Here is a 26,412-nt window from a genome sequence, read left to right as displayed (position 1 = left end):
GACAGGGGCTGCGGCTCTCTTGCGTCTAACCGGGGTTTATAGATCGAACTTCTTCGCTTCCTCCGCCAGCTGATGCGCGGTATCTTTCAACGTAGCTGCCGCCGCAGCGATTTGTTCGATAGATAGCAGCTGCTGCTGGGCGGTTTCGGCCGCATTCTGCGCATACAGCGCGGAGCTGCGGGCGACCGAGCTGTTGTCGGCTGCGGAGGCGGCGATTTCCTCCGTTCCTGCAGCCATCTGCTGTGCGGCCGCAGCGACTTCTTGAATTTTGTCGGAGACTTGTTCTACAGATGCAACGATCCGCTGGAACGATTCGCGGGCCGCCTGGACGACTTCCTTGTTCCGCATGACGCCCAGGAGGCATTCATCCATGGAGGTTACCGCGGACAACGTATTTTTCTTCATCTTGGCAATCCGCGTTGCGATTCGTTCCGATGCTTCCGCCGACTGCTCCGACAGCTTCTTGACCTCGCCGGCGACGACGGCAAAGCCGCGGCCGAGCTCTCCGGCACGCGCCGCCTCGATCGAGGCGTTCAGCGAGAGAAGACTCGTTTGGGAAGCAATCTCGCGAATGAATTGAACGATCTGCTCAATTTCCTGCGATTCGGCCTCCAGTTTGCGGATCGTATCATCGGTGCGCTGCACAACGCCCGACATGTCGGTCATATGGTCTGCCAGCGTAAGCAGGGAGACCTCCCCTTGCCGTGCCTCGCGGTAGGCGATTTGCGATACTTCGGACACGTCGGAGGACGTTTCCGCAATTCGCTGTACGCCGCTCGACATTTGCTCCATGGCCTCGTTCGTTTCCGAAGAGATGCGAACCTGGGTGTCGGCTCCGGCAGCCAGCTTCTGCATCTCCTCGGCCACTTGATAGGAAGCCTGGGAAGTTTCCGCGGAGGAGGCGAACAGGGCGTCGGATGAGGCGGTGACGGTTGCCGCTGCTTGCTGGATGCCGCTCAGCATTTGCCGTAAATTGGCCTTCATCCGGTTGAGGGAGCTGACGAGCTCCCCGATTTCGTCGTTGCTCTTGACGACGATGTCGGTTTCATGGAGACGGCCGGTCGCAATTTCCAGCAGTGCACGCCGTACGATGCGGACCGGCCGCGCAATGCTCCGCGTAATGAACAGAGACAGCAGCAGCCCCGCTGCAGCGGAAGCCAGCAGGCCGTACAGCATCAGCGAGCGCACCGAAACGAAGATGGCGGCGCTGTCGGCGGACGCTTGTACGGCGCCTTCATGCTTGATTTTGACCAGGGCGTCCAGATAGGTGTGAAGTCCGTTAAATACTTTCTCGGACTCGGTAAGCAGCTTCGTAACCTCGGCACTCTTGGCGCCGGAGCCTTTGAGCAGGTCGACATCCGCCGACAAAGCGGCGAACGCCGGCTGGAAGCTCTTGTATTTGTCCCATTGCGCTTTGAAAGCGTCATAGTTGCGCTGCTCCTGCTCGTCCCGGATCATGGCGGAGTAAACCTTGAGCTGCTCATCCACGTTATTGACCGCTGCAAGAGCCTGTGTGGCGGCACTTTGTTTGGCTGAAGGGTCGGCGACTTGGAGCTGGAGGATATGAAGGGAGTGAGCGCGTTCCGCCAAAAAGCTGATGTTGTTGATCGACTCAACGCCTGGCAGCCATTGCCCGCTGATCTCGGTCGTTTTATTTTGCATCTGCTGCATGTTGTTGATACCGATCGCACCGACGGCGCTGGTCAGAATGATCACGATGAGGAAGCCGGAGAAGAGCTTCTTGCCGAGGGTAAGGCGAACGGAGCGAACTTTCTTCCATAGCGTCAGGAGAACCGTACGAATAGTAGTCAAGCGGAACATCCTTTCAATAGGATTGAAAATATTGGCGCGATATAGTTCCAATGTACCAGTCGAGTATTATCCGGATGTTAGAGTACTATTGGGGAATTATTAAGATTGTCGAATAATGAAGGAACTGATTCTAACATGGATTGTGTAAGCGCTGTAAAATATGTTCTATATATCGATCTATGGAGGAGTGTAAGCGTACTGCCAAGAATCATACAATCATCTATCGAGCAAAGGAGCCATTGCCGTGACAAGAATGGAGCAAGTCATCCATGAACGCAACCGGATCGTATTCATCATTTTCGCAGCAATCACGTTAATCAGCGGATTTCTGATCATCTCACAGCACAGCTCGCTTGTAACGCTCTTCATTATTTTCGGGTTTTGTGCAGTGTTCGGGATCCTTCATTGGCGGAAGATGATGATTCGGGTGCTGCCGTATTTTCTGTTAGTCATGAATATGGCCACGGTCGCAACCAGCGCGGGGGAGGGCGGCGGCAGCAGCTTGTTGACGTTCGCCCTTGGGGGAGCGACGCTGATGGTATATCCGAGCGTCCGCCTTATTCTTCTGCAGGGCATTGTATCCTTGGCGGCTGTCAATTATTTCATTGCAGTGAAAGGGGTTACGTACTCTGCACCGGACCCGGGAGCGGATATTCTCGTTTCCAACTTTTTGCTGCTGATGGTCTACGGGCTGTTTACGCTGGTGACGCAGTTGAACGTCAAGCTGTTCCTCCGTTCGGAGGAGCGGACAGCGGAGGCGGAGCGGTCGCGCATCGCTACGGAAGACATGCTCCGGCAAATCAGCGAGGCCGTTCAGACGCTGCAGGCGTTCAGCCATCATTTGAAGGAAAACGTCCGCAAAACCGGCGACATCACCCAGGAGGTCAGCACCTCGTTCTCCGAAGCGGCCAGAGGTGTAGAGCAGCAGGCTGCCAGCGTTGCGGACATCAACGAGTCGCTGCACCATTCGAATGACGGCATACAAGTGGTTGCTCGAAGCTCCCAGGACATGCGCTCCCTATCGGAGCATACGGCGTCGTATACGGAGCAGGGCAGCGTGCAGGTACGGGATCTGACGCAGCGCATGGAGCACGTTGACCATGTGATGGAGGCAATTACGCTGTCGATGGATCGGCTGAACGAACAGAGCGAGACGATTGCCGCAATGCTGGCGGAAATTACGGACATGGCCAATCAGACGAATCTGCTGGCGCTGAATGCGGCCATCGAAGCGTCCCGAGCGGGCGAGCATGGACGGGGCTTCGCCGTCGTATCGAGCGAGGTGCGCAAGCTGGCGGAGAATTCGCGTCAGTCCGCCGAGAACATCTCGACGATTATTCAGGATATCCGCCAAACGACCGGAACCTTAACGCAGCAGATCGGGCAGGGAAAAGGCGCAATCGGCGAGAGCAAGCAATCGGTGTTCCGCGCGAAGGAGCTGTTTGAGCAGATTCAGGAAAATACGAAGAAGGTTGTCGATCAAGCGGCGGACATGCAGGGCAGAACCCAATCGGTCCGCGACGCCTCCGTGCAAATTGTCGACGAAGTGACGTCGATCTCCGGAGTGACCGAGCAGCTCAGCGCCTCCGTGCAGCAAATTCTCGCCAGCATGGACGTGCAGAACCATCAGGTCCGCGATATCGTATCGAGCATCGGACAGCTGGATGAGCTGGTGACGGAGCTGACGAAGCTGACGTCCGCCCGAACGGCATAAAGATTCAGGCGTAATGAAAGACGAGGCCTCCCGTTGAGGGTAACCTCGTCTTTATATGTGTATAGGGGCGGCACAGCGTACCGCTGCGCACCGCGTTATTCCGCAGCGTCCTCCAGCAGCAGCACAACCGGACAATGATCGCTGCCGAGCACTTCCGCGTCAATCCGCGAATCGACCAGCTTCGGCGTCATGCGGGAGGACATGAGGAAGTAGTCGATCCGCCACCCGACATTCCGCTCCCGAACCTTCGGCATTTGCGACCACCACGTATAGGCGTCAGTCCGGTCCGGACACAGATGACGGAACGTGTCGACGAAGCCGGATTCGAGCAGACGCGTCATTTTCGCCCGCTCCTCGTCGGTGAACCCGGAATTGCCGCGGTTTGATTTGGCATTCTTCAGGTCGATCTCCTCATGAGCCACATTCAGGTCGCCGCAGACGACGACCGGCTTCCCGGCGTCCAGCTGATGCAAATAAGCCAGGAACCGATCCTCCCATTCCAGCCGGTACGGCAGCCGGGATAAGTCACGTTTGGCGTTCGGCGTATACACATTCACGAGATAAAAATCCTCGAACTCAAGCGTCAGTACCCGGCCTTCCGGCTCGCTGTTCTCTTCCAGACCGTAGCGCACCGTAAGCGGCTTCCGCTTCGTGAACACGGCGGTGCCGGAGTATCCTTTCTTCTCCGCGTAGTTCCAATATTGAACATAGTCGTCGCCGAGCTCGAGATCCAGCTGTCCAGCTTGCAGCTTCGTCTCCTGAACGCAGAATACGTCCGGGTCCTGCTCTTTGAAGTAGTCGAGCATGCCTTTGTTTACACATGCCCGGATACCGTTCACATTCCATGAAATCAGCTTCATTCCGATAGTCTCCTTTGACTCGAAGGCTGCCGCCTGCGATGGGCTCGCCCGGCGTGCGGCGGCGGCCGGCATCTCTATAATCCTACTCTATATACAAGGTTTAGATGGTGCTATTATAGCAAGAGGATCGCCAGGCTTCCATGATTGATTACGGCTTGGCGGGAACGTGGAGGAAACTGGATGCACCATCTCATGAAAATAAGCGACCGTTTCTGGTACTACACCCCGGTGGGGGAAACCGACCGCCCCATCCTTGGGATGGTGGTCGGCACAGAGCGGACGCTGATGATCGATGCAGGCAATTCGCCGGCGCATGCCCGCGAATTCTTGAAGGCGCTTGCCGGACAGAACGTTGCGGAGCCGGATATGGTCGTGCTGACGCATGCGCACTGGGATCACATTTTTGGCTTATCGGCACTGGAAGGTGTTCTTTCGGTCTCATCTGCACATACGCGCGAGAAGATAGCCGGACAAATTGGGCTGTCCTGGTCGGACGAGGCTCTCGAGGAACGGGCCCGGTCCTGGACGGTGACGCAGCACTCGATCGATGCGATCAGGAAGGAATTCGGGCAAGAGCGGGAAATCGCCCTCGTGGAAACGCGCATGACGTTTACGGACCGGCTTGAGGTGGATCTTGGCGGCGTAACGTGCGTGCTGCAGCATGTCGGCGGCGATCATGCCGCGGATTCCAGCGTCGTCTACATTCCTGAGGAGAAGCTATTATTCCTTGCCGACTGCTTATGCCCCGACATTCACGCGCCGCAGCGAAACTATACGCCGCGCGGAACTGTCGAGCTGCTGGACCGGCTGGATGCGTTCGATGCAGAGGTGTATATATGGTCGCACGGCGGACTAACGTCGAAGGAGGAGTATCGGCAGGAGGCTGCGCTGCTGCGGGCGATTGCCGGCTGTACCGAGCAATTCGGGGGGGACCGGAGTCGGATCGCCGCCGCATACGCGCAAGAGCTGTCGAGAGAGCTGAACGAGTACGAGCAGGAGACGATCGATTATTTCGTCAGCGGATACGGGCTTGGGAACAAGCCGATATGACTTATACCGCCGTAAACATAAGACCCGGCCGGTAATAAGGGTAATCCATCAGGGTCTGGACTTTGAGCGCGGTGTCGGTATCCGTAAGGTGCTCCGCTACAGCCAATCCCAGATCGATCGAAGCGGCAACCCCGCCCGCTGTGATGACGGCGCCATCTTTTACGATCCGTTTTTTGGCTAGCACGCGGCAGTAGGGAAGCAGCAGGTCGTATGCGGAAGGGTTCGTTGTCGCCGTTTTACCGGCAAGAAAGCCGCATGCGCCGAGAAGCAGAGCTCCCGTGCAAACCGACACGAGCAGCGGCGCGTTCTCTGCGGTTCGTAACCAGCCGATGAAGCGGTCATCAAAGCGCAATTGTCTGGTCGCGAAGCCTCCGGGCACAAACACGAGGTCGTATTCGCCCAGGTTGGGCTGGATCCGGTTTGCCTTCATCGTCAGGCCGCGGTCGTCCGTAACCCATTCGGTCAATGCGCAAAAATCCCACGAAACGTTCGTATCCGGGTCAATCACCCGGAGCCGCGTCACCGCATCATAGAAACCGACAACATCCAGCGTCGTCAATCCGTCAAACAATACGAAAGCCATTTTCATTCTTCCATCCCCGCCTTCCGTAATTTTGTGAACTTGGCGTCAGTATAGCGGACGGGATGATGATGTGCATCGGCCAATTGGAAGAATGTTGCCCAGCCAATTGATGGATCCGCTATACTGTTCGTTAAGAGGTGGGAGCGCAGATGAACTGGAAGCTGGAGATATCCGCGGGAAAGCCGGGTTATCATCAAATCGTCCATTATTTCGAGCGGAAAATTGTAAGCGGAGAGCTTCCCCCAGGGAACAGGCTGCCGCCCGAGCGCGAGCTGGCGCTGCAGCTGGCCGTCAACCGCAGCACAGTCTCGGCGGCGTATGAGGAGCTGCGTGCGAGGGGGCTGATCACATCGGTTCAGGGAAGCGGTACGAGAGTCAGCGAGTTGTTGTGGGACACTTCGGAGAGACAGGCGCCGAACTGGCGGAGGTACGGCGGCGGCAGCTTGTTCCATCCGGCGGAGCCGTACTACAAGCGGATTGGCCAAGCGCTCTCGCTGCCCGGCATCGTCAATATGAGCCTTGGCGAGCTGTCGCCGGACTTGATGCCCCTTGCCCGCCTAGCCCAATTGTCGGGGGAAATCGACTATGACAGGCCGTTCAGCTATTGGACGAATTCCCGCGGGGATGCTTGGCTGCGCGAGACATTGTCTGCATATTTGGGCCGGCAGCTGTCGATCGGGGCGGCTCCCGGCCAACTGATCGTCACCGCGGGAGTCAAGCATGCGCTGTATTTGATCGTCTCGGCGCTGTTGCAGCCTGGAGATACCGTTGCCGTGGAAGGGCCGTCGTATCTGTATGCGATGCAAGTCTTTACCCCGGCGGGAATCCGCATGGTCAAGCTTGATGTCGACGAGCACGGTCTGATTCCGGAGCTCGTGCCGGAGCTATTCCGGAGGCATCGGATCAAGATGGTGTTCGTCAATCCGACCTATCAGAATCCGACCGGTACGACGCTGCCGCTTGCCCGCAGGCGGCGTCTGCTTGAGCTGTGTACGGAGCTGGGGCTGCCCATCGTAGAGGATGATCCGTACGGCCGGCTTTCGTTAAGCGCCGGAGCCTCTCTGCCGGCTCCGATTAGGGCGCTGCCCGGCGCCGAGCAGTCGGTCATTTACTTGGGCACATTGTCCAAAACCGTATCTCCAGGGATGCGAATAGGCTGGATCGCGGCGCCTTACCCGATTGCCGAGCGTCTGGCGGAAGCGAAAAGCCGCATGGGCTACACAACGAGTCATCCAGGGGAACGGCTTGCGCAGAGATGGCTGGCTTCGGACGAAGCAGAGAGCCATCTGGCGTTTGTGACGGATGCTCTTGCCCGTCGCCGGGCCGTCATGCTTGAGGCGATCCGTAAGCATGCCGCAGCTTGCACCGCCCGATTCGCGCCCAACGCCCCCCAGGGAGGGTTCTACATCTGGCTCAAGCTCCGCTCGCCGGTTCCGGACAAAGAGCTGTTTGAGGCATGCATACGGAGCGGCGTGATCGTCATGCCCGGATTGATTTACGGTGCGGAGAAGGGGTATTTGCGATTGTCGTATGCTTCGGTCAACGACAATCTGATCGAAGAAGGCATTGCAAGACTTGGCAGCGCTCTGCGCAGCCTTTAGGGTGAAATCGATTAGTATTACGCCGCTTCCAAAGGTAGAAACCTTTAAGCCCCCGCCGCATATACTGGGCTCATATCATGCTCAGTAATGAAGGGACGGGATAACCATTATGCGTAATCCGACGAATCCGTGGTCATTTCAAGGAGGGAAGCCGCCCGGCCTCGCGGTTAAAGCGAAACGGTTGATGGGGCAGCCGGCAGGCATCAGCTTGATCAACGGCCAAGGAGTGTCCGGCGTCATTTGCAACGTCGATAGAGGCCAGGTGGAAGTGCTGCAGTATTTGTACGGGTTCCAGTTTGCGACATTCCATTATGCACTCGACGAGATTGCGGATATTTTGCCGTTTCCGAATTGCCGGCTGTAAGCTGGTTCGAGCAGAGCGGGGCCCTTCGGCGATTTTGCCGCGGGGGCCCTGTCACGCTTTCTTTGCTTGTAGAACAAGGATTCGTTACTTCGGCCGTTATTACTAGCCGAGCGCATCATGCGCCCGACTCTGAGTCAATGAGGTTATTGGGGTTATTGGGCTGTGCCGATGACTGCTGTATAGGTATCCGATTCCCATGAAACCTCAGCGCCTAAAGCCTCGGAAGCGAACCTTAGCGGGACATAAGCGGCACCTTCATCAGAGATGAACGGTGCAATCGATAAGGCGGCCTCAATACCGTTAATAAACGCCCTAGTGGTGCCGATATAAATCTCGATCTCTGTGTCGCCTTTTCTAATGTTCACAATACCTTGATACTCAGGCTTTTTGGACCTGCCAGTGGAATCGACAACAGATGAAGGTGCAGGAGTCCACTTAAGGGTGGCTCCCATAGACTCAAATACTCCACGCAAAGGAATAAATGTGCTGCCGTTGATGACTTTGGCTCTAGGAGTCAAGTCGATATACCTGCCTTCAAGACGAACTCCAACATCGTCGGCGTTGAACTTTCTAGGCGGGTTCTCTGACGTCGCAGGCGGCTTGGTTGGCGTTGCGGGTTGAGTGGTTCCATCCGAAACAGTCGTGAACGACCAAGTTTTGCCCTGCACCGTTACCGTGTAAGTTTCGCCGTGGGCTAACTCGTTCTTAGGGATGATGTGCCAAGTATGGTTATCCTTCAGTTTGAAGATTTCAAGGCTGTTGCCCTTACTGTCTTTCATGGATGCGGTTACGTCTGTGAATATGTTACCAATATCCGCGTATGACGCAATATAACCGGAAGTTTCCAAGCCGAATTGAGTTAGCGGATTTGGGTTTTCCGATGGTCCATAAAAACTGACAGGAACATCTTTCTGCCCGTCATAAGGGTAAACCGAAAGGCCGGTGCCTGACGCGGGCCTAATGAAAGTCAACACACTAGTTTCACCTTTATGTGCAAAGGCAAATTCCGTTATAGCAGGATCCATCATTGGAGTGCGATGATACGGCATGTTCATTAAGTTATCAATCGACGTAAACGCTGAAGCCTGATTGGAAGCGACATTCTCATACACCTTCCAAGCTGCCCTGCTACTAAAACCGACAGTTGCTAGCCTGTCGGCAAAACTCACACCTGTGAACCCCGGTTTTCCTGCCTCTTCCCTATGCGCAGACACTGGACCTCTAAAAACGAAGTTGTTTGCCTCAAGGTAAGCAAGATGATTTTCGGCAGCTATCTGCATAAAGGGATTCAGCTTTACCTTCTGAACACCCATCTTTTCACGAATACCGTTATAGTAGTTTAATGCTTCAACAACATCTTCGGAATATTCATGCCCATCCACCATAACGGTATTAGCAGCTGCCGATGCTGCCTGCACCGCAGGAGCAACATGCACTGCTTTTGCCAGTACTGCCTGTCCCCCACAAATTAAGGCTAGTGCCATCGTTACTTTCGAGGCCTGAACAGCAAAGCGTCTTTTCTTCATGCTAACCCTCCATCGCAGAAAGCAAATAGATATGGTTGTTCCTACTGCTATAATAGCTGAAATTCCCCTATAGCTCTGTTGATTATAAGTCACATTGATCAAAAATGTTACTAAAATCCTTTCAGCAAAGGCCAGGATAAATTCTAATGTTGATATTTGACCATAAGAAAACCGCCGTGGTGATTGTTTTGTTTTATATTGACTGTACGTTCAGTCATAATTATAATGATGGGGAATGAAATAATTCTCATATTGAGGGGGCTAATTGAGGTGGATCTTTTTTATGAAATCCAGGGGAACGGATCCCCATTAGTCATGATTCATTCAGGAGGTGTCGACTCTAGGGTGTGGAAAAACATCGTACCCACCCTTGCGCAATCCTTCAAGGTTATTACCTTCGATGGCCGAGGAACCGGACGCTCGCCTGCTTTACTGGAGCCGATCTCGCTGGTGGAGGATTTGCGGAAACTTCTCGAGCATTTGAGGCTGGATTGTGTCACACTTGTCGGTCATTCTATGGGCGGTCAGGTCGCTACCGATTTTGCGTTATCCTTTCCTTCCATGGTTGAGCGGCTTGTGGTGATCGCTCCTTCTTTAACGGGATTTACCTATTCACAGGAATTTACCAATTATATGGCATCGGTGAATGCGGCTGCTCCCGATATTTCCAAACTTGTTGAATTGTCCTTAGCCGGACCGATTTATCGCGCTGCGATGGCCAGCCCTCATCGGGATTTTCTGCGTGAGTTGCATGCTCACTACATGACAAGGGTATTTACCGAGTGGAGAAGCTTCGAAGTCCTCTGGCCGGAGCCGCCTGCGATTCTGCGGTTAGAGGAGATTGCCGCGAGAACGTTGTTTATACAAGGTACAATAGAATGGCCGGACATGTATAAGATCGCCGGGCACTTCAAGCGTGTACCTGCGATTCGGTTTACCGAAATCCAAGGAGCCGATCATATGCTTGTCGTCACACATGGGGAAGAACTAGCAAATAACATCCGACAATTTGTACAGGGAGAACTCGATAATGCCGCGGACCCAGGAAGAGAATGAACGTATTCGTAAAGCTGCCAAGGAAAATATTTGTTCGGCTGCCATGGAGATTTTTATTGAAAAAGGATATCACGGCGCTGCGATTGACGATATTGCAAAAAGGGCCGGCGTCTCAAAGGGCCTAATGTACAATTATTATAAAGGGAAAGAAGAGCTGCTGGCGGAAATGGTAAACAAGCGGATCGAAGAAATCAAACATGTGATGCAGACTGCCGCTGCTCTCGAATCACCGACTGATCAGCTGATGCACATTATCGATGGTGCGCTTAACAACGTGAAACGGCGTCCAAAGGAATACAAATTCTACCTGCATTTGCAAACACAGCCTGAAGAGGACAAAGTACTGTCCCAATACAGCCAGATGCTCAATGATGCGATGGCCGAACAATTTGAAATTCAATGCGGAATGTTTGCAATGCTCGGGGGCGCGGAATCGCGGATAAGGTCACTTTACTTCTCCTCCACTCTGCATGGAACGATGCTGATGCTTTCCACTTATCCCGATAAATACCCGGTCGATGAGATCAAGGAGCACATCATCAGACAGTTTTGTGGCAGGATAACCGGATGAAGAGGATGTAAGCGCCATTCGGCCCCCACCTTGTTATCAGGATGAGGGCCGGGCTATTCCGTACCTAAGGATTAGATGTAGCTGGACCGCCTCCGTGATCAACCGCCGTTCACGAACTACCCCTTCAGGGCTCCTACCATAACACCCTTAACAAAATATTTCTGCACGAACGGATACACGCACAGGATCGGCACAGTGGCGACCATAATCGTCGCGTATTTGATCGTCTCCCCGATCTGGAACCGCTCGGCATTCGCCGCATTCGCGGTCATCGCGTCCGTCGAGTTGGAAATCAGAATTTCGCGCAGGACGAGCTGGAGCGGGAACAGGTCGTGATCCTTGAGAAAGATCGACGCGTAAAACCAGCCGTTCCATTTCTCCACCGCGTAATACAAAATCATCACCGCGATGACCGGCATCGACAGCGGCACAAAAATGCGCAGCAGGATGGTCAAATGCCCGGCGCCGTCCATCTTGGCCGATTCCTCGAGGCTCTCGGGCACGGACTGGAACGCCGTCCGCATAATGATCAGGTTGAACGTGTTGACGGTGAATGGGATAATCGTCGCCCATAGGGAGTCGATCAAGCCGACGCCCTTCACGACGAGGTACAGCGGAATGAGCCCGCCGCCGAAAAACATCGTCAACACGATGACCATCATAAACATTCGGTTCCACATGACGCCCCGCCGCGACAGCACATAGGCGCCGATCGCCGTAAAGATGAGATTGACCGCAACCCCGAACACGAGAATAAACAGCGTATTTCGATAGCCGGTCAGGATGCCGGGATTCTTAAATACGCTTACATAAGCCTCCAGCGAGAAGCCGAGCGGGTAGAACAGAAAGCCTTGATGAGCGACGAGCCGTCCCGCATCGCTGAACGAAGCGAAGGCGACGTAGAGCAGCGGATACAGGGTAACGACAACCAGCACCAGCAGCAGCCCGTGCACAATGACATCGAACGCGACATCGGCCCAGCCGTGATCCTTTTTGATTTTCATAGCGGCCCTAGCCTCCTTCCGGTTACCATAGACTGTTTTCGTTCAGCTTGCGGGCGATCCGGTTCGCCATAATGAGCAGCGTCAGATTGACGACAGAGTTGAACAATCCTACTGCCGAGCTGTAGCTCCAGCCGAATTCGAGCAGACCTTTGCGGTATACGAAGGAAGAGATGACGTCGGCTGTTTCGTACGTGACGGAGTTATAGAGCAGAATGATTTTCTCGAATCCGACGTTCAGCAGGTTGCCCATCCGCAGGATGAACATGATCGTGATGGTCGGCAGGATGCCCGGGAGCGTAATGCTCCACATCATTTTGAGCCGTGACGCGCCGTCTATGCGGGCCGCTTCGTACTGCTCCTGATCGATGGCGGTCAGCGCGGCGATGTAGATGATCGACTCCCAGCCGATCTTCTGCCAAATTTCGGACAGCACATAGATCGGACGGAACAGCTCGGGCTTCTGCAGCATCGCCTGACCGTCATAGCCGAGCGCAGTCGCAACCCCGTTAATGACGCCGCCGCTGTTGGTGAAGCTGACGATCATGCCGCAGATGACGACGAGCGAGATGAAGTACGGCATGTAGCTGACGGTCTGCGCGAAGCTCTTGAACCACTTGCTCCGCACCTCGTTCAGCACAAGCGCCAAAATAATCGGAGCGGGAAATTCGAACACGAGTGTATAGAAAGAGATGACCAGCGTATTCTTGAGAATGCGCCAGAAGTAGTACGAGCTGAAGAAATCTTGAAAATGCGCAAGCCCGACCCATTCGCTGCCGAGGATGCCCTTGGCCGGGGAGTAATCCTTAAACGCAATCAGGGCGCCGTACATCGGGGCATAGTGAAAAATGACATAATACACGAGCACCGGCACCATTAGCAGATACAAGTATTTGTTGAGCGCGAAGTCGCGGATGAAGCGGGCGCGGAAGCTCTGCTCGCCCGCTTCGGCGCCGGCGCCTTCGAGCCGTATGCTTCGCATCGAAGCTAGCTTTGCCATCGGAATACCTCCTCAGTCGACGGGAAGGGGGAGAGCCGCGGCTCCCCCCAAGCCATCTTAGCGCTTATTGTACCGGTCGAGTGCGGCGGCCTGGATCTCCAGCGCCCGGTCGATTTTGAGCGATTTCATCTTGCTGACGTACGTGTCGAAGCTGTCGACCGGCTCGGCGCCGAGGATAATTTTCAGAATCATCTCGTTGACGAGGGTGTTGACGTCATTCATAATTTTTGCGAATTCGGAGCTCTCCTCCGGCGTCGGCGTAATCGGCGGCAGCTGATGCTTGGCAATGTCCGTCTTCTGCCACGTCGATACGGCGTCGCGCTGCACCTGCATCTGCAAATATTGCTCAATATAACGCTTATCCTGGACGAAAGGTCCGTTCGAGTTGCCGCGGATATAGAGAGCAAGCGCTTGGGCCGGAGCCAGCTTATCCGGGTTCTTCATGACGAGGTCCGTATATTTCGGATAGCCGTTCTCCATCTTGTAAGATACGCCTTCGGTGCCGAAGTTGAAGAACAGTCCGCCTTCCTCGGAGTAGCCCCAGTCAAGCAGCTTGACGGCAAGCTCCGCGTTCTTTGACTTGGCGGAGATGGCGACGGTGCCCTGGTTGGAGAATGGCTGGTCGCGCTGGCCGAACATCGGCGTATCGCCTTTCTTCAGCACCGGATAAGGAGCCCCGACGAGTACAGCCTTCGGGTCCTTGCTCTGCACGATCGGCGTCCAGCGCCCGATGCCGCCTCCGGCGTTGCCGACGGTCGCACCGGTGGCGCCGTTCGCGAAGTTGGCGTCAATCGCCTTCATGTCGACGGTCGCCAAGTTTTTATCGATCAGCCCTTCGGCGTACCACTTGCGGAAGGTAGCCAGGAATTCCTTGAAGCCGGGCTCCATCGGACCGTATTTCACCTTGCCGTCCAGCAGGAAGAAGTCCTTCGTCACGCCGAACGCTCCGACGAAATCTCCGGTGTAGAAGTCGTTCAGCGGGTTAGGCTGGCCGACGAACGTGATCGGGGCGGTCGCGCCCTTCTTTTCCTTGAACGCCTTCAGCGTTGTGTACCATTCGTCGATCGTCTCCGGTACCGGCAGGCCGAGCTCGTCGAGCCAGTCCTTCCGAATGATCGGCCCGTGGAACACCTGCAGGTACGTATCGCCGCGGATGAACGGGAACTGGTAGTAGCTGCCGCTGTCGGTTTTGACCATTTTGTCAATTTCCGGGTGTTCCTTCAAATATTTCATCAGGTTGGGAGCGTGCTTGGCCAGAAGATCGTTCAGCTTGAGAATGTAGCCGTCTTTAATCGCCTTCTCCGGTCCGCCGGGGAAGCCCTTCGCCCAGTCGAACTCCATCATGTCCGGCATGTCGCCGGAGGCGAGCATAACGGTGAGCGATTCTTTCGCCTTCGTGTTCGGAACGGTAATGAATTTGAGCGGCACCCCGGTGCGCTTCTGCCAGTCCTGGAAGAACGGAATGTCCTCGAGCGAAGACTTGACGCCGACCAGGTTGCCTTGCAGCTCCGCCCAATACGTGAGCGTCTTGTCGGTCTTGATCGGGTACGTCGTAGGTCCTGTAGATGAAGATGCGGCCGATGAAGCGGAATTCTCGCTGCCGGAGGCGGCCGGTGCGGACGTGCCGTTCGAGCAGGCAGCAGCCAAGGCGCTCAGAACGAGCGTCGCCGCGAGTGCAGGGATGAGCTTGAGTCGTCTCATGTGTGCAGACCTCCCATTCAATTGTACGAAATTTCTCGTCGAGCGGTTGAGCTCGTGGCTCCATTCTAGGATAGCGCTTACATTTCGGACAATCGCCAATACCTCCAAATCGATCGCGAGTTTCCCTTCATCCCTATGCAAAATATCCAAACCGATCGGCAAAATCGCTCTCAGACAGCGAAGCGAAGCCGCGAAGCCTTGCTACGACTGCGCTTCGGCGGCCTCCTTAAATTTGCCCGGGGTGATGCCCTCGTACTTCTTGAACGTCCGAATAAAGGCGTTGACGTCGTTAAAGCCGACGAGGCCGGCCGCATCGGTGACGCTCTGGCCGTCCTCCGCCATGATCCGCTTCGCCTGCTCCACACGCGTCTTGTTTATGCAGTCGAGCAGCCCTTCGCCGGTATGGTCTTTGAACAGCTTGGATAAGTACGTCGGCTTCATATCGAAGGCATGGCCGATCATGGAGATGTTCAGATTCGGATCGCTGTACCTGCTGCCGATCAGCTCCTTCACCTCGCGGACGAGCTCGTCGAGCGCCTGCTGCCGGGACTGCTGCAGATGCTGCTGGCGAAGGCCCGCCGTATACTCGCATACTTGACGAAGGAATTCGGTCGTTTGCCGCTGCATCTCCTGCACCGTATCGAACTGCGTGAGCCGTTCGATTCGTCTTGGATTTTGCACGAGGAAGCTGTCCTGCAGAGACCCGATCTCGCTGACGGTCTTAATCATCGTACTGACCAGGTTCAAGGTTAAGCAGCGGGCGATCGGCACCGATACCGCGGGCGTGCGCCGGAAATTGATTTCGATTATGTCGTCCAGCGTCCGCTTCGCTTTCTCGAAATCGCCTACCTTGGCATAATTGATCAGCTGCTGCTCGACTTGAAGCGGATAATAGTAGCCGACCTCGCTTTCCGGGCCCGCGGCGGACGAAATCCGGCGCTGCAGCTCTTCGTAAGACAAAATCTCCTTGGAGCCCATCACCAGCTTATATTCGAGCGCGTCCAGCGCTTCCACATACGCTTGGGCGATGCCGGAGGCGGTGCGGTGAATGCCGCTCACAGCCAGCGTCAGCTGAATGCCGTACGACTCGGCCAGAAACCGCTGCGCTTCGGATGCGATGCGCATGAGCTCTTCGCCGCGGTTTTCCTCGCCGTTCTGGCGCAAATTGACGAGGCATGCGAACACATCGTCCACCTCCGCCACGTAGCCGATATTCCGCTGCGAAGCCAGCTCCTCGACGACGTTCGTGACGATGAACATCAGCAGCATCCGCTTGGCGGCAGGGTCCATATGCGACAGCCGTTCGTCAAACGCCTCGCTGGGCTCGACGGCCAGGACGATGACCGCGAATTCGTCCGAAGCGAAGGCCATGTGGAACGCCGCCAGCGACTCTTCGATCGGAATGCCCGCCGTATCCGCCCGCCCCTTGAGCAGACGTCCGATAAAATGCGACCTCACCAGCTGCCGCTGCCGGTCGATCTGCGCGGACATGCTGTCCAGCTTGGTGAATGTACGGTGGATCGCCTGCTCGAGCAGCTGGAATTCGTTGCCTGCGCCGGGAAGCGGCACATCCGCATTGCCGGACACGGCGTGCATCAGATTGCGCAGCGGGTTATAGTTGCGGCGGAGGAAGAACGTCATAAGCAGCGCGCCGCCGAGCAGGCTGACACCGGCGCTCGCAATCGTCAAATTGCGGACGAGCTCGGCCTTCTCCCAATACAGATTGCTCGGAATCATCGATACATATTTGAGCCCGGAGCGGCTGGAGACAATCGCCGTCACCTCATACCGCTTATCGCCGATCTTCCAGTAGTATAGCGGCTCGAGCTCGTCCGTAAAGCGGTCGAACGGCAGTGCGTCGGTCAAGGAGACCGCGGAATTCGAAACGAGCACCTCGTTCTGGGGACTTAGGATGAACACGTGGCCTTTGTTGAACAGCTCGACGTTGCGGATCGAGTTCAGGATGCGGTCCTGGTCGATCATAATGACATTCGTCGCCGGCGAGCTGTTCTTGTCCATCGTATATGAGCTGATCAGGGCGACGGTATTGTGCTGGACGCCGCTGTCGTCGATGCGGACGAGCGGGAGGTAGTCGAGATAGTCGCGTCGGTTCAAGGTTTCCAGCCACGCGTCGTAGCCTGCCCCGCTGCTGACATGGAGCAGCTTGTACGCGTATGCGCCGTCGCGCACCAGACTTGGCCAGATCACCAGCTGGTCGCGGTTCAAGAACGTGTAAAATTTATCGATAAATGTGTAAGCCTTTTCATAATCCCTCATATCCTGAGAGATTTGATACAGATCATAATTGTATTCTTCAGGGTGGGATAAGTATTTGTTCGAGTAGAGGAGCTCCTGCATGCGGACGTTCCAGGTCAGTTCGAAGTTCAGTCGTTCCATCGCTTGAAAATAGCTGTCCATCATTTCCCGGACCTGCTTCAGCAGGGAGCCGTTCGCTTCGTGAATTTGGCTCTCCAGGGTGCGGCTGGCGACGATATACACGAAAACGCTTACGATAAGGGGCAGCAAAAGCACGGCGAGATAGGACAGCATCCATGTGACGATGACGCTTTTGCGGCGCAGCGCGATAACGGGTCGCATCCGTAGGTAGCCTCCTCTCATGGTCTGGTTGCTGAACATCAGCTTTGTACTATTTTACATGGCGGCGGGTCCTAAGTATACCACACGATGCCTAGCAGAAAAAGCCGCCCCCAAGAAAAGGAAGCGGCTGTCCGGCGCAAGCGTCAAGACGTTTGGCCGGGGATTTCGTAATTGGTCAAATAGGCCGGAACATCGATCGTACCGATCCGCAGCTTCAAGTTTTGCAGATTGAGCAGCGAACCGATGACGCCGGCGGGGATCCGGAACTTGTAGTAGCCCGACGACGTTTCTTCAAAGTCGGTGAATCGGCTGCTGTCGCTGAGCAGGTAAGGAATATTCAGGATCGTTGTCGACACCTCTGGTGCGGTAAGGCCTCTAATCGGCTCATTGTTTTTGTTGAACATCTTGAACGTTACCGTAGCCGACAAGTCCCAATTGTAGCTCTTGCCCGTAATGCCCGACAGCGTCACATCCGGCAATTTGGCAAGCAAGCTCGTATTAAGCGCCGAAATATCGGAAGACGTAAACAGCTTGCCATTTCTTGCGGTTGTGAACTGCTCCTGAATAATCTGCTTCGCGTAGGCGACGTTCGAGCTGCTGGCATAGTAGAAGCCCCAATTCATCAGGTCGGTTGCCGTAACCGAGCTCCAATCGCCGAGCAAGGCCCGGTTTAGCTTGGCGCTGTTGTTGTAATTGATTGGGATGGACTGCATCAAGTTCATTAGGTCGGCGCTCTCTGCTGCAAGGAATTCGGCTTTCTTCTCATCGAGAACGAGCTTATAGATGTCGAAGTTATCGTCCACGATCCAATCGATCGTCGTTTCCTTGATATCCTGCAGCGTAAGCGGGCTGCTGCCGTCCGTCGAGAGGTACTGCTTGATTCTCGCATAGGCGGCATTCATATCGACGATGTGGAATACGGCACTCCCCGTCACGCCGAAGCGCTCATTCGTTGCGGTTACGGTGACGTCCCCGTATTGCCTCGTATTGAGGTAATAATTACTTCCGCCGCCATCAATATAGGCATTGTCGGATGGCGTCACCGTCCAGGTCAGGTCCGTATTGGTTGCATTGTACGGAGCAATATTCAATCCAAGCAGGTAGGAGCCCAAGGTGACGTAGCTGGAGGCCCCGCCTCCGAATTTGCCGAGGCTGATCGATGTGATCGGAATCGCGATGTTCGGCGTCGTTACGGTGAGCGGCGATTCCGCCGTCTGAATGGCCGTGCCGTTCACGGAGAGCTCCGACAGCACATACGAAACGGCATCCGCTTCGCCCGTGAAAATAACGCTGTACAACTGTGCCGCATCGTCGTAAGTCAGCTCGCTGAACGATACGTCGGCAAGAGAGAGCGGCGAACCGTCGACCTGAAGCGAGATGTCCGACGCCTGCAGCCCTTTGAGCGAAACCCCGGCGGCATTCTTCACGGCAAAACGAAGCTGAACCCGCCTTGTGCCCTCATCCAGTTGAAGCGGCGAGCCGTTCCACCCGGACAAAGCGGCAAATGGCGTAAGGTCCGACGTTAAGGCGCGAATCTCGCTCAGCGGCAGCAGCTTGTAGCCGCCGGTCTTGAACGCAGCCTCCAGCAAATGCTGAGCCAGCCGTAGTGTCACCTCATTCGTAACGCTGGCGATGCCAAGGCCATTCATCGTTTCGGCCGTAACGCCGTTCCAAGCCGCCTCTTGTCCGCCGGACAGCGGCAGCAGCGCGAGGTGAAGCTCCGGGGCATCGTTCGCGGTTTGAACGAGCTCTTGGACCGCTGCCGTCAACTCGCCGGTTGCCCCAAAGCCGAGCAGGCGAACCCGGTCCTTGCTGAGCGCGTAGCGATACAAGCCGATTTCTTCGACATCCAGTCCGGTAATGCCGAGCGATTGCAGGTCATAGATACTGACGTTAGACAGTGCAGTGCCCGTGATACCGAGCTCAGAATTAAGGTCCGAGAGCGCTCTGCCGGCACTCTTGCGCAGCTCGATCACGTCCGACGCCGGCGACACGTTGCCGGCCGAATCGATCGCATACAGCACGTAATCGCCGCGCGGGAGGCCGTCGGTTGCGATCGATAAGGCGGTTTGCGCGAGAGCGGAGGTGCTGGCGAGCTGCGCACCCAGAATTGAGGCCGCGTCCATGGGAGTGCCGTCAGGGACCAGGTAAAGCACCGCGTCCTCGTCAAGCGTCGCTTGAATCGACGCTTCCGCCCACAGTACGATTCCCGTCGATACGTCGTTTAAGAGAGGGCCAAGCGTGTCGGACAGCGTGACGTTATCGAAGGCGAGTCCTGTCCGGTTCGAGTAGCCCTTTACGCGAAGCAGCTTCGGCGTATCGCTCGTAAAGCGGATCGGGCGGTCCGGGATGGACAAGTACGAATCGTACATCAGCAGATCGTCGGCAAGGTAGACGGTGCTTACGTCCTCGTGTTCAAGCGCGTACGTCAGGCCGTCCTGATTATGCACGAACGCAGTAGCTGGACCCGACGGATCCGTTGCAGCGAAATAAGACCGATACGGGAAGGAGACTTCCTGGATGCGTTCCAACGTGCCGTTGATTCCGCCGATGCCGCTCAGTTCGATGTTCGAAGCGAGGGTGGCCATCGCGAGCCGCAGCGTTTCTTCGCTGGTGCCCGGTACCGCCGTCAGCTGTAAGCCCTCCATCCGAAGCTCCAGTGACGAATCGGCAAAATCGAAGTACGGCGCTCTCAGCACCGTCGTCCCGTCAAAGCCTCCGGAGAGCGTAACACTTCGCTGAAGGATCAGCGGCTCCGCTAACGTAATGTCGTTATTGAGGAAGATCGTTGCCACGGAGCTGTCCGCCAGTGCTGCGAGCAGCTCATCGGCTGTCGAAACGGCGATTCCTTGGGCTAAAGTAAAGTCAATCAGCTCGGCGGCGTCCGGCTGAATCGTGACCGTGCGCGGATGCGCAGGCAGGTAGCCGGTCATGCCGATATGGACGGTGTACGTCGCAAGCGGCGGGATATTCGTCAGCTCATAGTAGCCGCTCGCATCCGTAGTCGTCGTTGCAATCACGCTATGGTTCTCATTGAGCAGCTGTACCGTAGCGCCCTCCAGTGCAGCGGATAGGTCGGTTGTGGCGTAACCGGATATTTTGCCGGTCTTGTATGCGAGTCTCTGGTCCGGTATGACGACCGGGTCTCCGCTCGTTACCCGGACGGAACCGACCGTGGCCGTCATGTAGAGCGGCGACTCGACGGCGAGCGTGTAATCGGCGGCGGAGAACGGCACATAGCTGAACAGATAGCGGCCCGCTTCGTCGGTTATGGCGATGAACGGGGTGCCGTTCTCGGCGTATAGTTTTACGGAAATACCGGCAAGCGGCGCTCCGAGCGGATCGTACACGGCCCCGGTTACGGAGCCGGCGTTCTTGACGAGCGGAGCTTGCACCAGTTCGTTAACGCCCGGTACGACGATCACCGTCGTGACGAGCGGCGCATACCCGCTGCGCTCTGCGCGAAGCGTGTACGTGCCGGGCGGAATGCCTTCGAAGCGGGCGATGCCTGCGGCATCCGTAATCACCGAAAAGTGGAGGTCGCCGTTCATCAGCGATACGTAGGCTCCTTCAAGATGCAAGGCGCCGTCCCCGACATGCACCGGCAGCGAACCCGTTGCAGCCGGAATAGGCTGCAGCTGAAGCGTGCCGAAATTATACCCGCTGCTTGTTAACGTAATGCCGGTGAGGGACCGCGTTTCGTAACCCGCTGCTTGTACGGTCAGGCCGATGGCGCCCGTCGGAACGTGTTCCAAGATAAAGAAACCGCTCGCGTCGGTGAAAGCCGAATACGTCGTGCCGGTTACCGTTACCTGCGCTTCGGCGATCGGCAGCCCTACGTCGGAATTGACGTAACCGATCAGGGTTGCAGTGCTGGACGCAGGCTTAATCAGGCGGACCGTCGCTGCTGCTGCCATAGCATTCGCTTTTACGGTTACGGATGTAGAACCGGTGCCGTACACGGCGCTTTGTACGGATATCGTGTGCTCGCCCGCAGGCACGTTCGTCAAGATGTACCGTCCCGCTGCGTCGCTCATGCCGGTGATCGTCTGCGTGCCCGCCTGAATGGTTGCGATCGCACCGTATACAGGGGCCATCTCTTCCGTGTAGACGGTTCCAGTTACGGAGCCGAACGAGGGGATGCGCAGCGTGTCGAAACGGACGCTTTGACCGGCAAATACGGTAAATAACGGCGAGCTGACCGAATTGAAGCCGTCCTTGCCGATTTGAAGCACACCGTTCAGCGTCACCGGGACATCCTCCAGCGTGAACGCACCGGCGGAATCCGTCATCGTCTGCACCCTGTCGCTCAGGGCGACGGTCGCGCCCGCTACCGGGCTGCCATTATCATCCACGACCGTACCGTAAAGCGTACCGAATTGCTGTACCTGCTCGAGCTGCTCCGGCTGCATCTGAGTCATCAGCATTTGAAAATCGGCCGCATCGATGACGTTGTCCCGGTTGAGGTCAAGGTCCGAGGAACCGCTATGAATCGCTTTGACTATATCGTCTATATGTACTCCGTCATGTCCGGGGTCCAGGTTCACGGATGCCAGTGCCGACACCGGAATAGCGGTCGTCAGCAGACAAGCGCTTAACAGCAATTTCAACTTGCGCAATATGATCGATACCCCCTGACATCTAGGAAAATTCAACTATTTCGATCATAGCACATCGACAGCAATCGCTCTACAACTAATGCCTTAGACCTATGTGTTAAAAGCTGGAAATAAAAGAAAGCCCCGATGCATCGGCTCACGCCAAGGCCATTCGGGGCAATCGTTTGCTAGAGAAGCTTCTCAATCTTACTGTACATCTGTCGTCAGCTGGGTGTAAAGCTCGTCCCACAGCACGCGTCGTGCGGAGACATACCGCTTCTTATAGTAGGAATCGCTAAGAGCTGTCTTGATGACGCCCTTATCGGTAGCGGAGTGAACGAAGTAACCGTCCCCTACATAGATGCCTACATGCGAAATGCCCTTGCCGCTGGTGTTGAAGAATACGAGGTCACCTGCGCGCAGATCGTCTTGGGATACCCAGTAGCCTTCTTCGTTCTGAGCCGCAGAGTTGTGAGGCAGCTCAATGCCGAACTGGTTGAAGACATATGCGGTAAACCCGGAGCAATCGAAGCCGCTGGTGGTTGTACCGGCCCACTTGTACGGTGTCCCCATCAGACCCGCGATCGTTTTGTTCATCGGGGTTTCTGCGGAAGCGCTACCGACCTGGAACGTGAACAGCACAACGAAACTGAGCAGTAAAACGACAGCCTTCTTCAATTGAGGAGCTCCTTCCACTGCCTACGAGGTTAGCTGGAGGGTTCGGTCGAAGGTATGCCCTATGATCCCTACGAGCCTGAGTCATAGACTCAGTCGCGAAATCAATTCACCCGTGAAGACTGGTTCCCCCGTTTTCCGCGGACCGCGGAAATTCGGCAATTATTGGGTTATTTTTTGTCCAGACTACGTATTCGTCAAAAACCACAATATTCCTCCTATAAAACTTATATATTCGAAAAAAAATTGCAAGGTTCCCATAGTCGGTGAAAAGGGCGCTTGGAAAGTGCGTCGAATGGGTGTGGGAAAAATCATTTCCCTATGCCGTTGGTATAGGCTGGGCTGACAGCGACGGCAATTGTATACGATGGTTTGATGGATTTTCAAGTTTATGTCGAAATCCAAAGGGTAAATGTAGATTATTGCCGAATGGTGTGGATCAATGCATATCATTTCAGACATCAGGAGGTAGAGTTATGCAATGTAGAAAGGCAACGCAGCGGTTCACATCCGCTCTATTGGCCGTTGTTCTGGTATTGTCCGCTTTTTGCGGAGCAAGGACCGTCAAGGCGGACCCCACTTCGAGCCCGATGACGATAGGGGTCGAGGCTAACGGCAGCACGTCGGTCAAACAGGGAGACGAGGTCGTGCTTAGCGTAAAAGCCGATCATTTGGATGCGTTCGACAATCAAGAGAATATCGTTCAGATGCGGTTCATTATTTCCTTTGATAATCGGGTGTTTGAGGGCGAATCTTTCGCAACGCGAAACGACAATTTAAATCGTTACGAATACACGGCCCCAGGCTCCTACGTGCCTAACGGCAGTGTGTTTAATAGCGTAAACAAGACGGTTAGCCCGCCGATTGTCGTCAACCAGGGAGGGCCTACCGAAGGAAACCTGGTTTTCGAAATTCAAGCCGAGAACGGCGAAATGTTCGAATCGAGTCTGACGGCCGGCGGTGCCATCGAGCTGCTGAAGGTGAAGCTGAAGGTAAGGGACGATGCACCCCTGAATGACGTCTCCATACCTACCAGTGTTGAAGTCAAGAAAGATGACTTGATGGTAAAAGTTTATGGCACCGACGGCACGGACGGATGGGCATATATGAACGAATTTGATGGGAGTTATTTCGGCGACGGTAATGTAGTTACCTATGGGATAGCGATGTCCGACGCGTCGGTGCTGGCTTCGGACAAGACGGCACTGGACATCGATTACAGGTCGAATGCCGACAAGGAGCACGTCGTGTCCGATATAGGCCTGCCCTCGGCCCAAGGCACAACGAGCATTACGTGGTCAAGCAGCGATACGGATGTCGTTTCCGACACCGGCACAGTGACTCGTCCCGCCTATGGCTCAGGCAATGCTGCCGTAACGCTGACAGCGAATCTGACTTACGGCACGGCGACCGATTCGAAGGAGTTCCAAGTGGTGGTGCTGGAAGCGGAGCAGACTTCGACTCCGGTAACCTTCTCGAGCTTAACGCCGCTGACGGATATGCTGTCGCTGGATGTAGGGGACTCGGTTACACATGATGTGTATGCTACCTACAGTGACCTCTCCAAGGTGAAGCTCACCGGAGCGGGGTACGCGGTATGGACATCCGACGACACTACGGTTGCTTTGGTGAATGACGGTGTCATCACGGCGATGAAGACAGGCGATACGGTCGTCTCCGCGACGTACAATGGCGTTACGGCAACTGTAAATGTGTCGGTGCCGAAGCGATTTTCGGATATGATCGTCTCGGCGGGGAAGACCGGCTTGCTCACGGATGAGACGACTCAGCTGGCGGTAAAATGGACCTACACGAACGCTCCGGATGAAGTGAAGACGTCCGAAGTATCGGAATGGTCGTCGTCGGACACTGCGGTAGCGACGGTCTCATCTACAGGACTTGTTACTGCCAAGGGCGCGGGTACGGCACAAATTTCGGCAACGGTCGGCGCACGTACGAATTTCGTTACGGTGACTGTGTCGGAGCCGAAGCAATTTTCCGATATGATCGTCTCGGCGGGGAAGACCGGCTTGCTCACGGATGAGACGACTCAGCTGGCGGTAAAATGGACCTACACGAACGCCCCGGATGAAGTGAAGACGTCCGAAGTATCGGAATGGTCGTCGTCGGACACTGCGGTAGCGACGGTCTCATCTACAGGACTTGTTACCGCCAAGGGTGCGGGTACGGCACAAATTTCGGCAACGGTCGGCGCACGTACGAATTTCGTTACGGTGATTGTAGCGCCTGCGGGTACCTTCTCGAGCTTAACGCCGCTGACGGATACGCTGACGATGGAGGTAGGGGACTCGGTTACCCATAATGTGCATGCTATCTATAGTGATCTCTCCAAGGTGAAGCTGACCGGAGCGGGGTACGCGGTATGGACGTCTGGCGACACTACGGTTGCTATGGTGAATGACGGTGTCATTACAGCGTTGAAGACAGGCGACACGGTCGTCTCGGCAACGTACAATGGCGTTACGGCAACTGTGAATGTGTCGGTGCCGAAGCATTTTTCCGATATGATCGTCTCGGCGGGGAAGACAGGCTTACTCGTGGATGAAACGACTCAGCTTTCTGTAAAATGGACATACTCGAACGCTCCGGAAGAGGTGAAGACGTCCGAAGTCACGGAATGGTCGTCGTCGGACACTGGGGTAGCGACAGTCTCTTCTACAGGGCTTGTTACTGCCAAGGGTGCGGGTACGGCGCATATTTCGGCAACGGTTGGCGGACGTACGAATTTCGTTACGGTGACTGTGACGACGGCTGGTTCAGAACCAGAACCGACACCGGAACCGACACCGGAACCGACACCGGAACCGACACCGGAACCGACACCGGAACCGACACCGGAACCGACACCGGAACCAACACCGGAACCGACACCGCAACCATCTGCACCGGTAGCTGAAAAGCCTGCCGAATCTGTCCCGGAACCGGCTAAACCAGAACCGCAGCCGGAAGATGTGTTCGTCAGCAGCGTTGTAAAGGCTGACAACAACGTGGTGAAAAATATCGAAGCCAAAATCGAAGAAGCACGACAGTCCAAGCCGGCACCGGCGCCTACGGACACCAAAGGACATTGGGCGGAGAAGACAATCGATACGTTCGTTAAGCTGAATGTCATTCAAGGCTACACGGACGGTACGGCGAAGCCAAACGCATCGATTACACGGGCTGAATTCGCCGTCATTATTTCCCGCGTGTTCGATATTCATGGCGGCGCGAATGCGGCGGCTAGCCTCAACGATGTAGCGGACCATTGGGCCCAGGACGCGATCCGCAAGCTGGCCGAAGCCGGAGTCATCGGGGGCTATGGCGACGGTACGTTCCGTCCGGACAAGACGATTTCGCGTGAAGAAATGGTCATCATTTTGTCGCGCATCGTCAACATGAACAAGGTCGCAAAGCCCGCGGCAGCTGTGGCATTCGGCGACATCGGCGACTCCTACGCGAAGGAAGAGATTCGAGAAGCGGCGTCCGCCGGCATTATCAGCGGAAACGGCAGCGGAGCATTCGAGCCGAAAAGCAATTCCACGCGTGCGGAAGCGCTGACGGTGATTCTGAACACGCTCAATCTGAACCCGACGATCAAGACGATGTTGGATGAACTGAAGTAAAAATACGAAAGAGTCAGTGCGCGATGCGCATCTGACTCTTTTTCTATAAGTGCTGGCAGGGGAAATTCCGCTTAGC

At 55.6% G+C, this 26,412-nt stretch carries 17 protein-coding genes and 1 riboswitch; of the genes, 7 read left to right on the top strand and 10 right to left on the bottom strand.

Going from position 1 to position 26,412, the window contains the following annotated elements:
- Window positions 1-36: 36 nt before the first annotated feature.
- The gene (locus ACFFK0_RS24285) at window positions 37-1,812 is read right to left on the bottom strand and encodes a methyl-accepting chemotaxis protein (RefSeq protein WP_377472963.1); all 1,776 of its coding nucleotides are present in this window, start codon (window positions 1,810-1,812) and stop codon (window positions 37-39) included.
- A gap of 253 nt (window positions 1,813-2,065) precedes the next feature.
- On the opposite strand from ACFFK0_RS24285, the gene ACFFK0_RS24280 reads away from it, so the two are divergent.
- A complete protein-coding gene (locus ACFFK0_RS24280) occupies window positions 2,066-3,526 on the top strand; it encodes a methyl-accepting chemotaxis protein (protein ID WP_377473021.1) in 1,461 nt (486 codons plus the stop codon).
- A 95-nt stretch (window positions 3,527-3,621) separates the two neighbouring features.
- On the opposite strand, the gene ACFFK0_RS24275 is transcribed toward ACFFK0_RS24280, so the two are convergent.
- On the bottom strand, window positions 3,622-4,386 hold the full coding sequence (locus tag ACFFK0_RS24275) for an exodeoxyribonuclease III (RefSeq protein WP_377472962.1): 765 nt from the start codon (window positions 4,384-4,386) through the stop codon (window positions 3,622-3,624).
- A 180-nt stretch (window positions 4,387-4,566) separates the two neighbouring features.
- On the opposite strand from ACFFK0_RS24275, the gene ACFFK0_RS24270 reads away from it, so the two are divergent.
- Window positions 4,567-5,436, top strand: coding sequence for an MBL fold metallo-hydrolase (locus tag ACFFK0_RS24270; RefSeq protein ID WP_377472961.1), 870 nt, complete (start codon window positions 4,567-4,569; stop codon window positions 5,434-5,436).
- Between the two features lies 1 nt (window position 5,437).
- On the opposite strand, the gene ACFFK0_RS24265 is transcribed toward ACFFK0_RS24270, so the two are convergent.
- A complete protein-coding gene (locus tag ACFFK0_RS24265) occupies window positions 5,438-6,025 on the bottom strand; it encodes a DJ-1/PfpI family protein (protein ID WP_377472960.1) in 588 nt (195 codons plus the stop codon).
- Between the two features lie 143 nt (window positions 6,026-6,168).
- Here ACFFK0_RS24265 and ACFFK0_RS24260 point away from each other — a divergent pair, with 143 nt between their 5' ends.
- The gene (locus ACFFK0_RS24260) at window positions 6,169-7,620 is read left to right on the top strand and encodes an aminotransferase-like domain-containing protein (protein WP_377472959.1); all 1,452 of its coding nucleotides are present in this window, start codon (window positions 6,169-6,171) and stop codon (window positions 7,618-7,620) included.
- A 109-nt stretch (window positions 7,621-7,729) separates the two neighbouring features.
- Window positions 7,730-7,984 (top strand): hypothetical protein, encoded by a 255-nt coding sequence (locus ACFFK0_RS24255; protein ID WP_377472958.1) that lies wholly within the window; start codon window positions 7,730-7,732, stop codon window positions 7,982-7,984.
- 152 nt (window positions 7,985-8,136) lie between these two features.
- On the opposite strand, the gene ACFFK0_RS24250 is transcribed toward ACFFK0_RS24255, so the two are convergent.
- Window positions 8,137-9,510, bottom strand: a complete 1,374-nt coding sequence (locus ACFFK0_RS24250; protein ID WP_377472957.1) for a stalk domain-containing protein — start codon at window positions 9,508-9,510, stop codon at window positions 8,137-8,139.
- 225 nt (window positions 9,511-9,735) lie between these two features.
- On the opposite strand from ACFFK0_RS24250, the gene ACFFK0_RS24245 reads away from it, so the two are divergent.
- Complete coding sequence (locus tag ACFFK0_RS24245; RefSeq protein WP_377472956.1) at window positions 9,736-10,566, top strand: alpha/beta fold hydrolase; 831 nt, start codon at window positions 9,736-9,738, stop codon at window positions 10,564-10,566.
- On the top strand, window positions 10,541-11,137 hold the full coding sequence (locus tag ACFFK0_RS24240; RefSeq protein ID WP_377472955.1) for a TetR/AcrR family transcriptional regulator: 597 nt from the start codon (window positions 10,541-10,543) through the stop codon (window positions 11,135-11,137). Before ACFFK0_RS24245 ends, ACFFK0_RS24240 begins: the two co-directional genes overlap by 26 nt.
- A gap of 116 nt (window positions 11,138-11,253) precedes the next feature.
- On the opposite strand, the gene ACFFK0_RS24235 is transcribed toward ACFFK0_RS24240, so the two are convergent.
- The 6 genes from ACFFK0_RS24235 to ACFFK0_RS24210 all read right to left on the bottom strand — a co-directional run bounded on the left by ACFFK0_RS24235 (window position 11,254) and on the right by ACFFK0_RS24210 (window position 22,713).
- On the bottom strand, window positions 11,254-12,141 hold the full coding sequence (locus tag ACFFK0_RS24235; RefSeq protein WP_377472954.1) for a carbohydrate ABC transporter permease: 888 nt from the start codon (window positions 12,139-12,141) through the stop codon (window positions 11,254-11,256).
- A gap of 22 nt (window positions 12,142-12,163) precedes the next feature.
- Entirely contained in the window at window positions 12,164-13,120 is a 957-nt protein-coding gene (locus ACFFK0_RS24230; protein ID WP_377473020.1) for an ABC transporter permease, read from the bottom strand.
- Window positions 13,121-13,195: 75 nt separating this feature from the next.
- Window positions 13,196-14,839, bottom strand: coding sequence for an extracellular solute-binding protein (locus ACFFK0_RS24225; protein WP_377472953.1), 1,644 nt, complete (start codon window positions 14,837-14,839; stop codon window positions 13,196-13,198).
- Between the two features lie 201 nt (window positions 14,840-15,040).
- Window positions 15,041-17,437: a helix-turn-helix domain-containing protein gene (locus tag ACFFK0_RS24220; RefSeq protein WP_377472952.1), complete on the bottom strand. Its 2,397-nt coding sequence runs from the start codon at window positions 17,435-17,437 to the stop codon at window positions 15,041-15,043.
- Window positions 17,438-17,580: 143 nt separating this feature from the next.
- The gene (locus tag ACFFK0_RS24215) at window positions 17,581-22,056 is read right to left on the bottom strand and encodes a carboxypeptidase regulatory-like domain-containing protein (protein WP_377472951.1); all 4,476 of its coding nucleotides are present in this window, start codon (window positions 22,054-22,056) and stop codon (window positions 17,581-17,583) included.
- Between the two features lie 186 nt (window positions 22,057-22,242).
- Entirely contained in the window at window positions 22,243-22,713 is a 471-nt protein-coding gene (locus ACFFK0_RS24210; RefSeq protein ID WP_377472950.1) for a C40 family peptidase, read from the bottom strand.
- A 3-nt stretch (window positions 22,714-22,716) separates the two neighbouring features.
- Window positions 22,717-22,881: riboswitch (cyclic di-AMP (ydaO/yuaA leader) on the bottom strand.
- Window positions 22,882-23,186: 305 nt separating this feature from the next.
- On the opposite strand from ACFFK0_RS24210, the gene ACFFK0_RS24205 reads away from it, so the two are divergent.
- The gene (locus tag ACFFK0_RS24205; RefSeq protein WP_377472949.1) at window positions 23,187-26,336 is read left to right on the top strand and encodes an Ig-like domain-containing protein; all 3,150 of its coding nucleotides are present in this window, start codon (window positions 23,187-23,189) and stop codon (window positions 26,334-26,336) included.
- The last annotated feature ends 76 nt before the right edge of the window (window positions 26,337-26,412 follow it).

The organism is Paenibacillus chartarius (genome assembly GCF_042432825.1).
Classification (GTDB): domain Bacteria; phylum Bacillota; class Bacilli; order Paenibacillales; family NBRC-103111; genus Gordoniibacillus; species Gordoniibacillus chartarius.
Note: the sequence above shows the minus strand (reverse complement) of the source record. Positions and strands in the feature narration are given on the sequence as shown.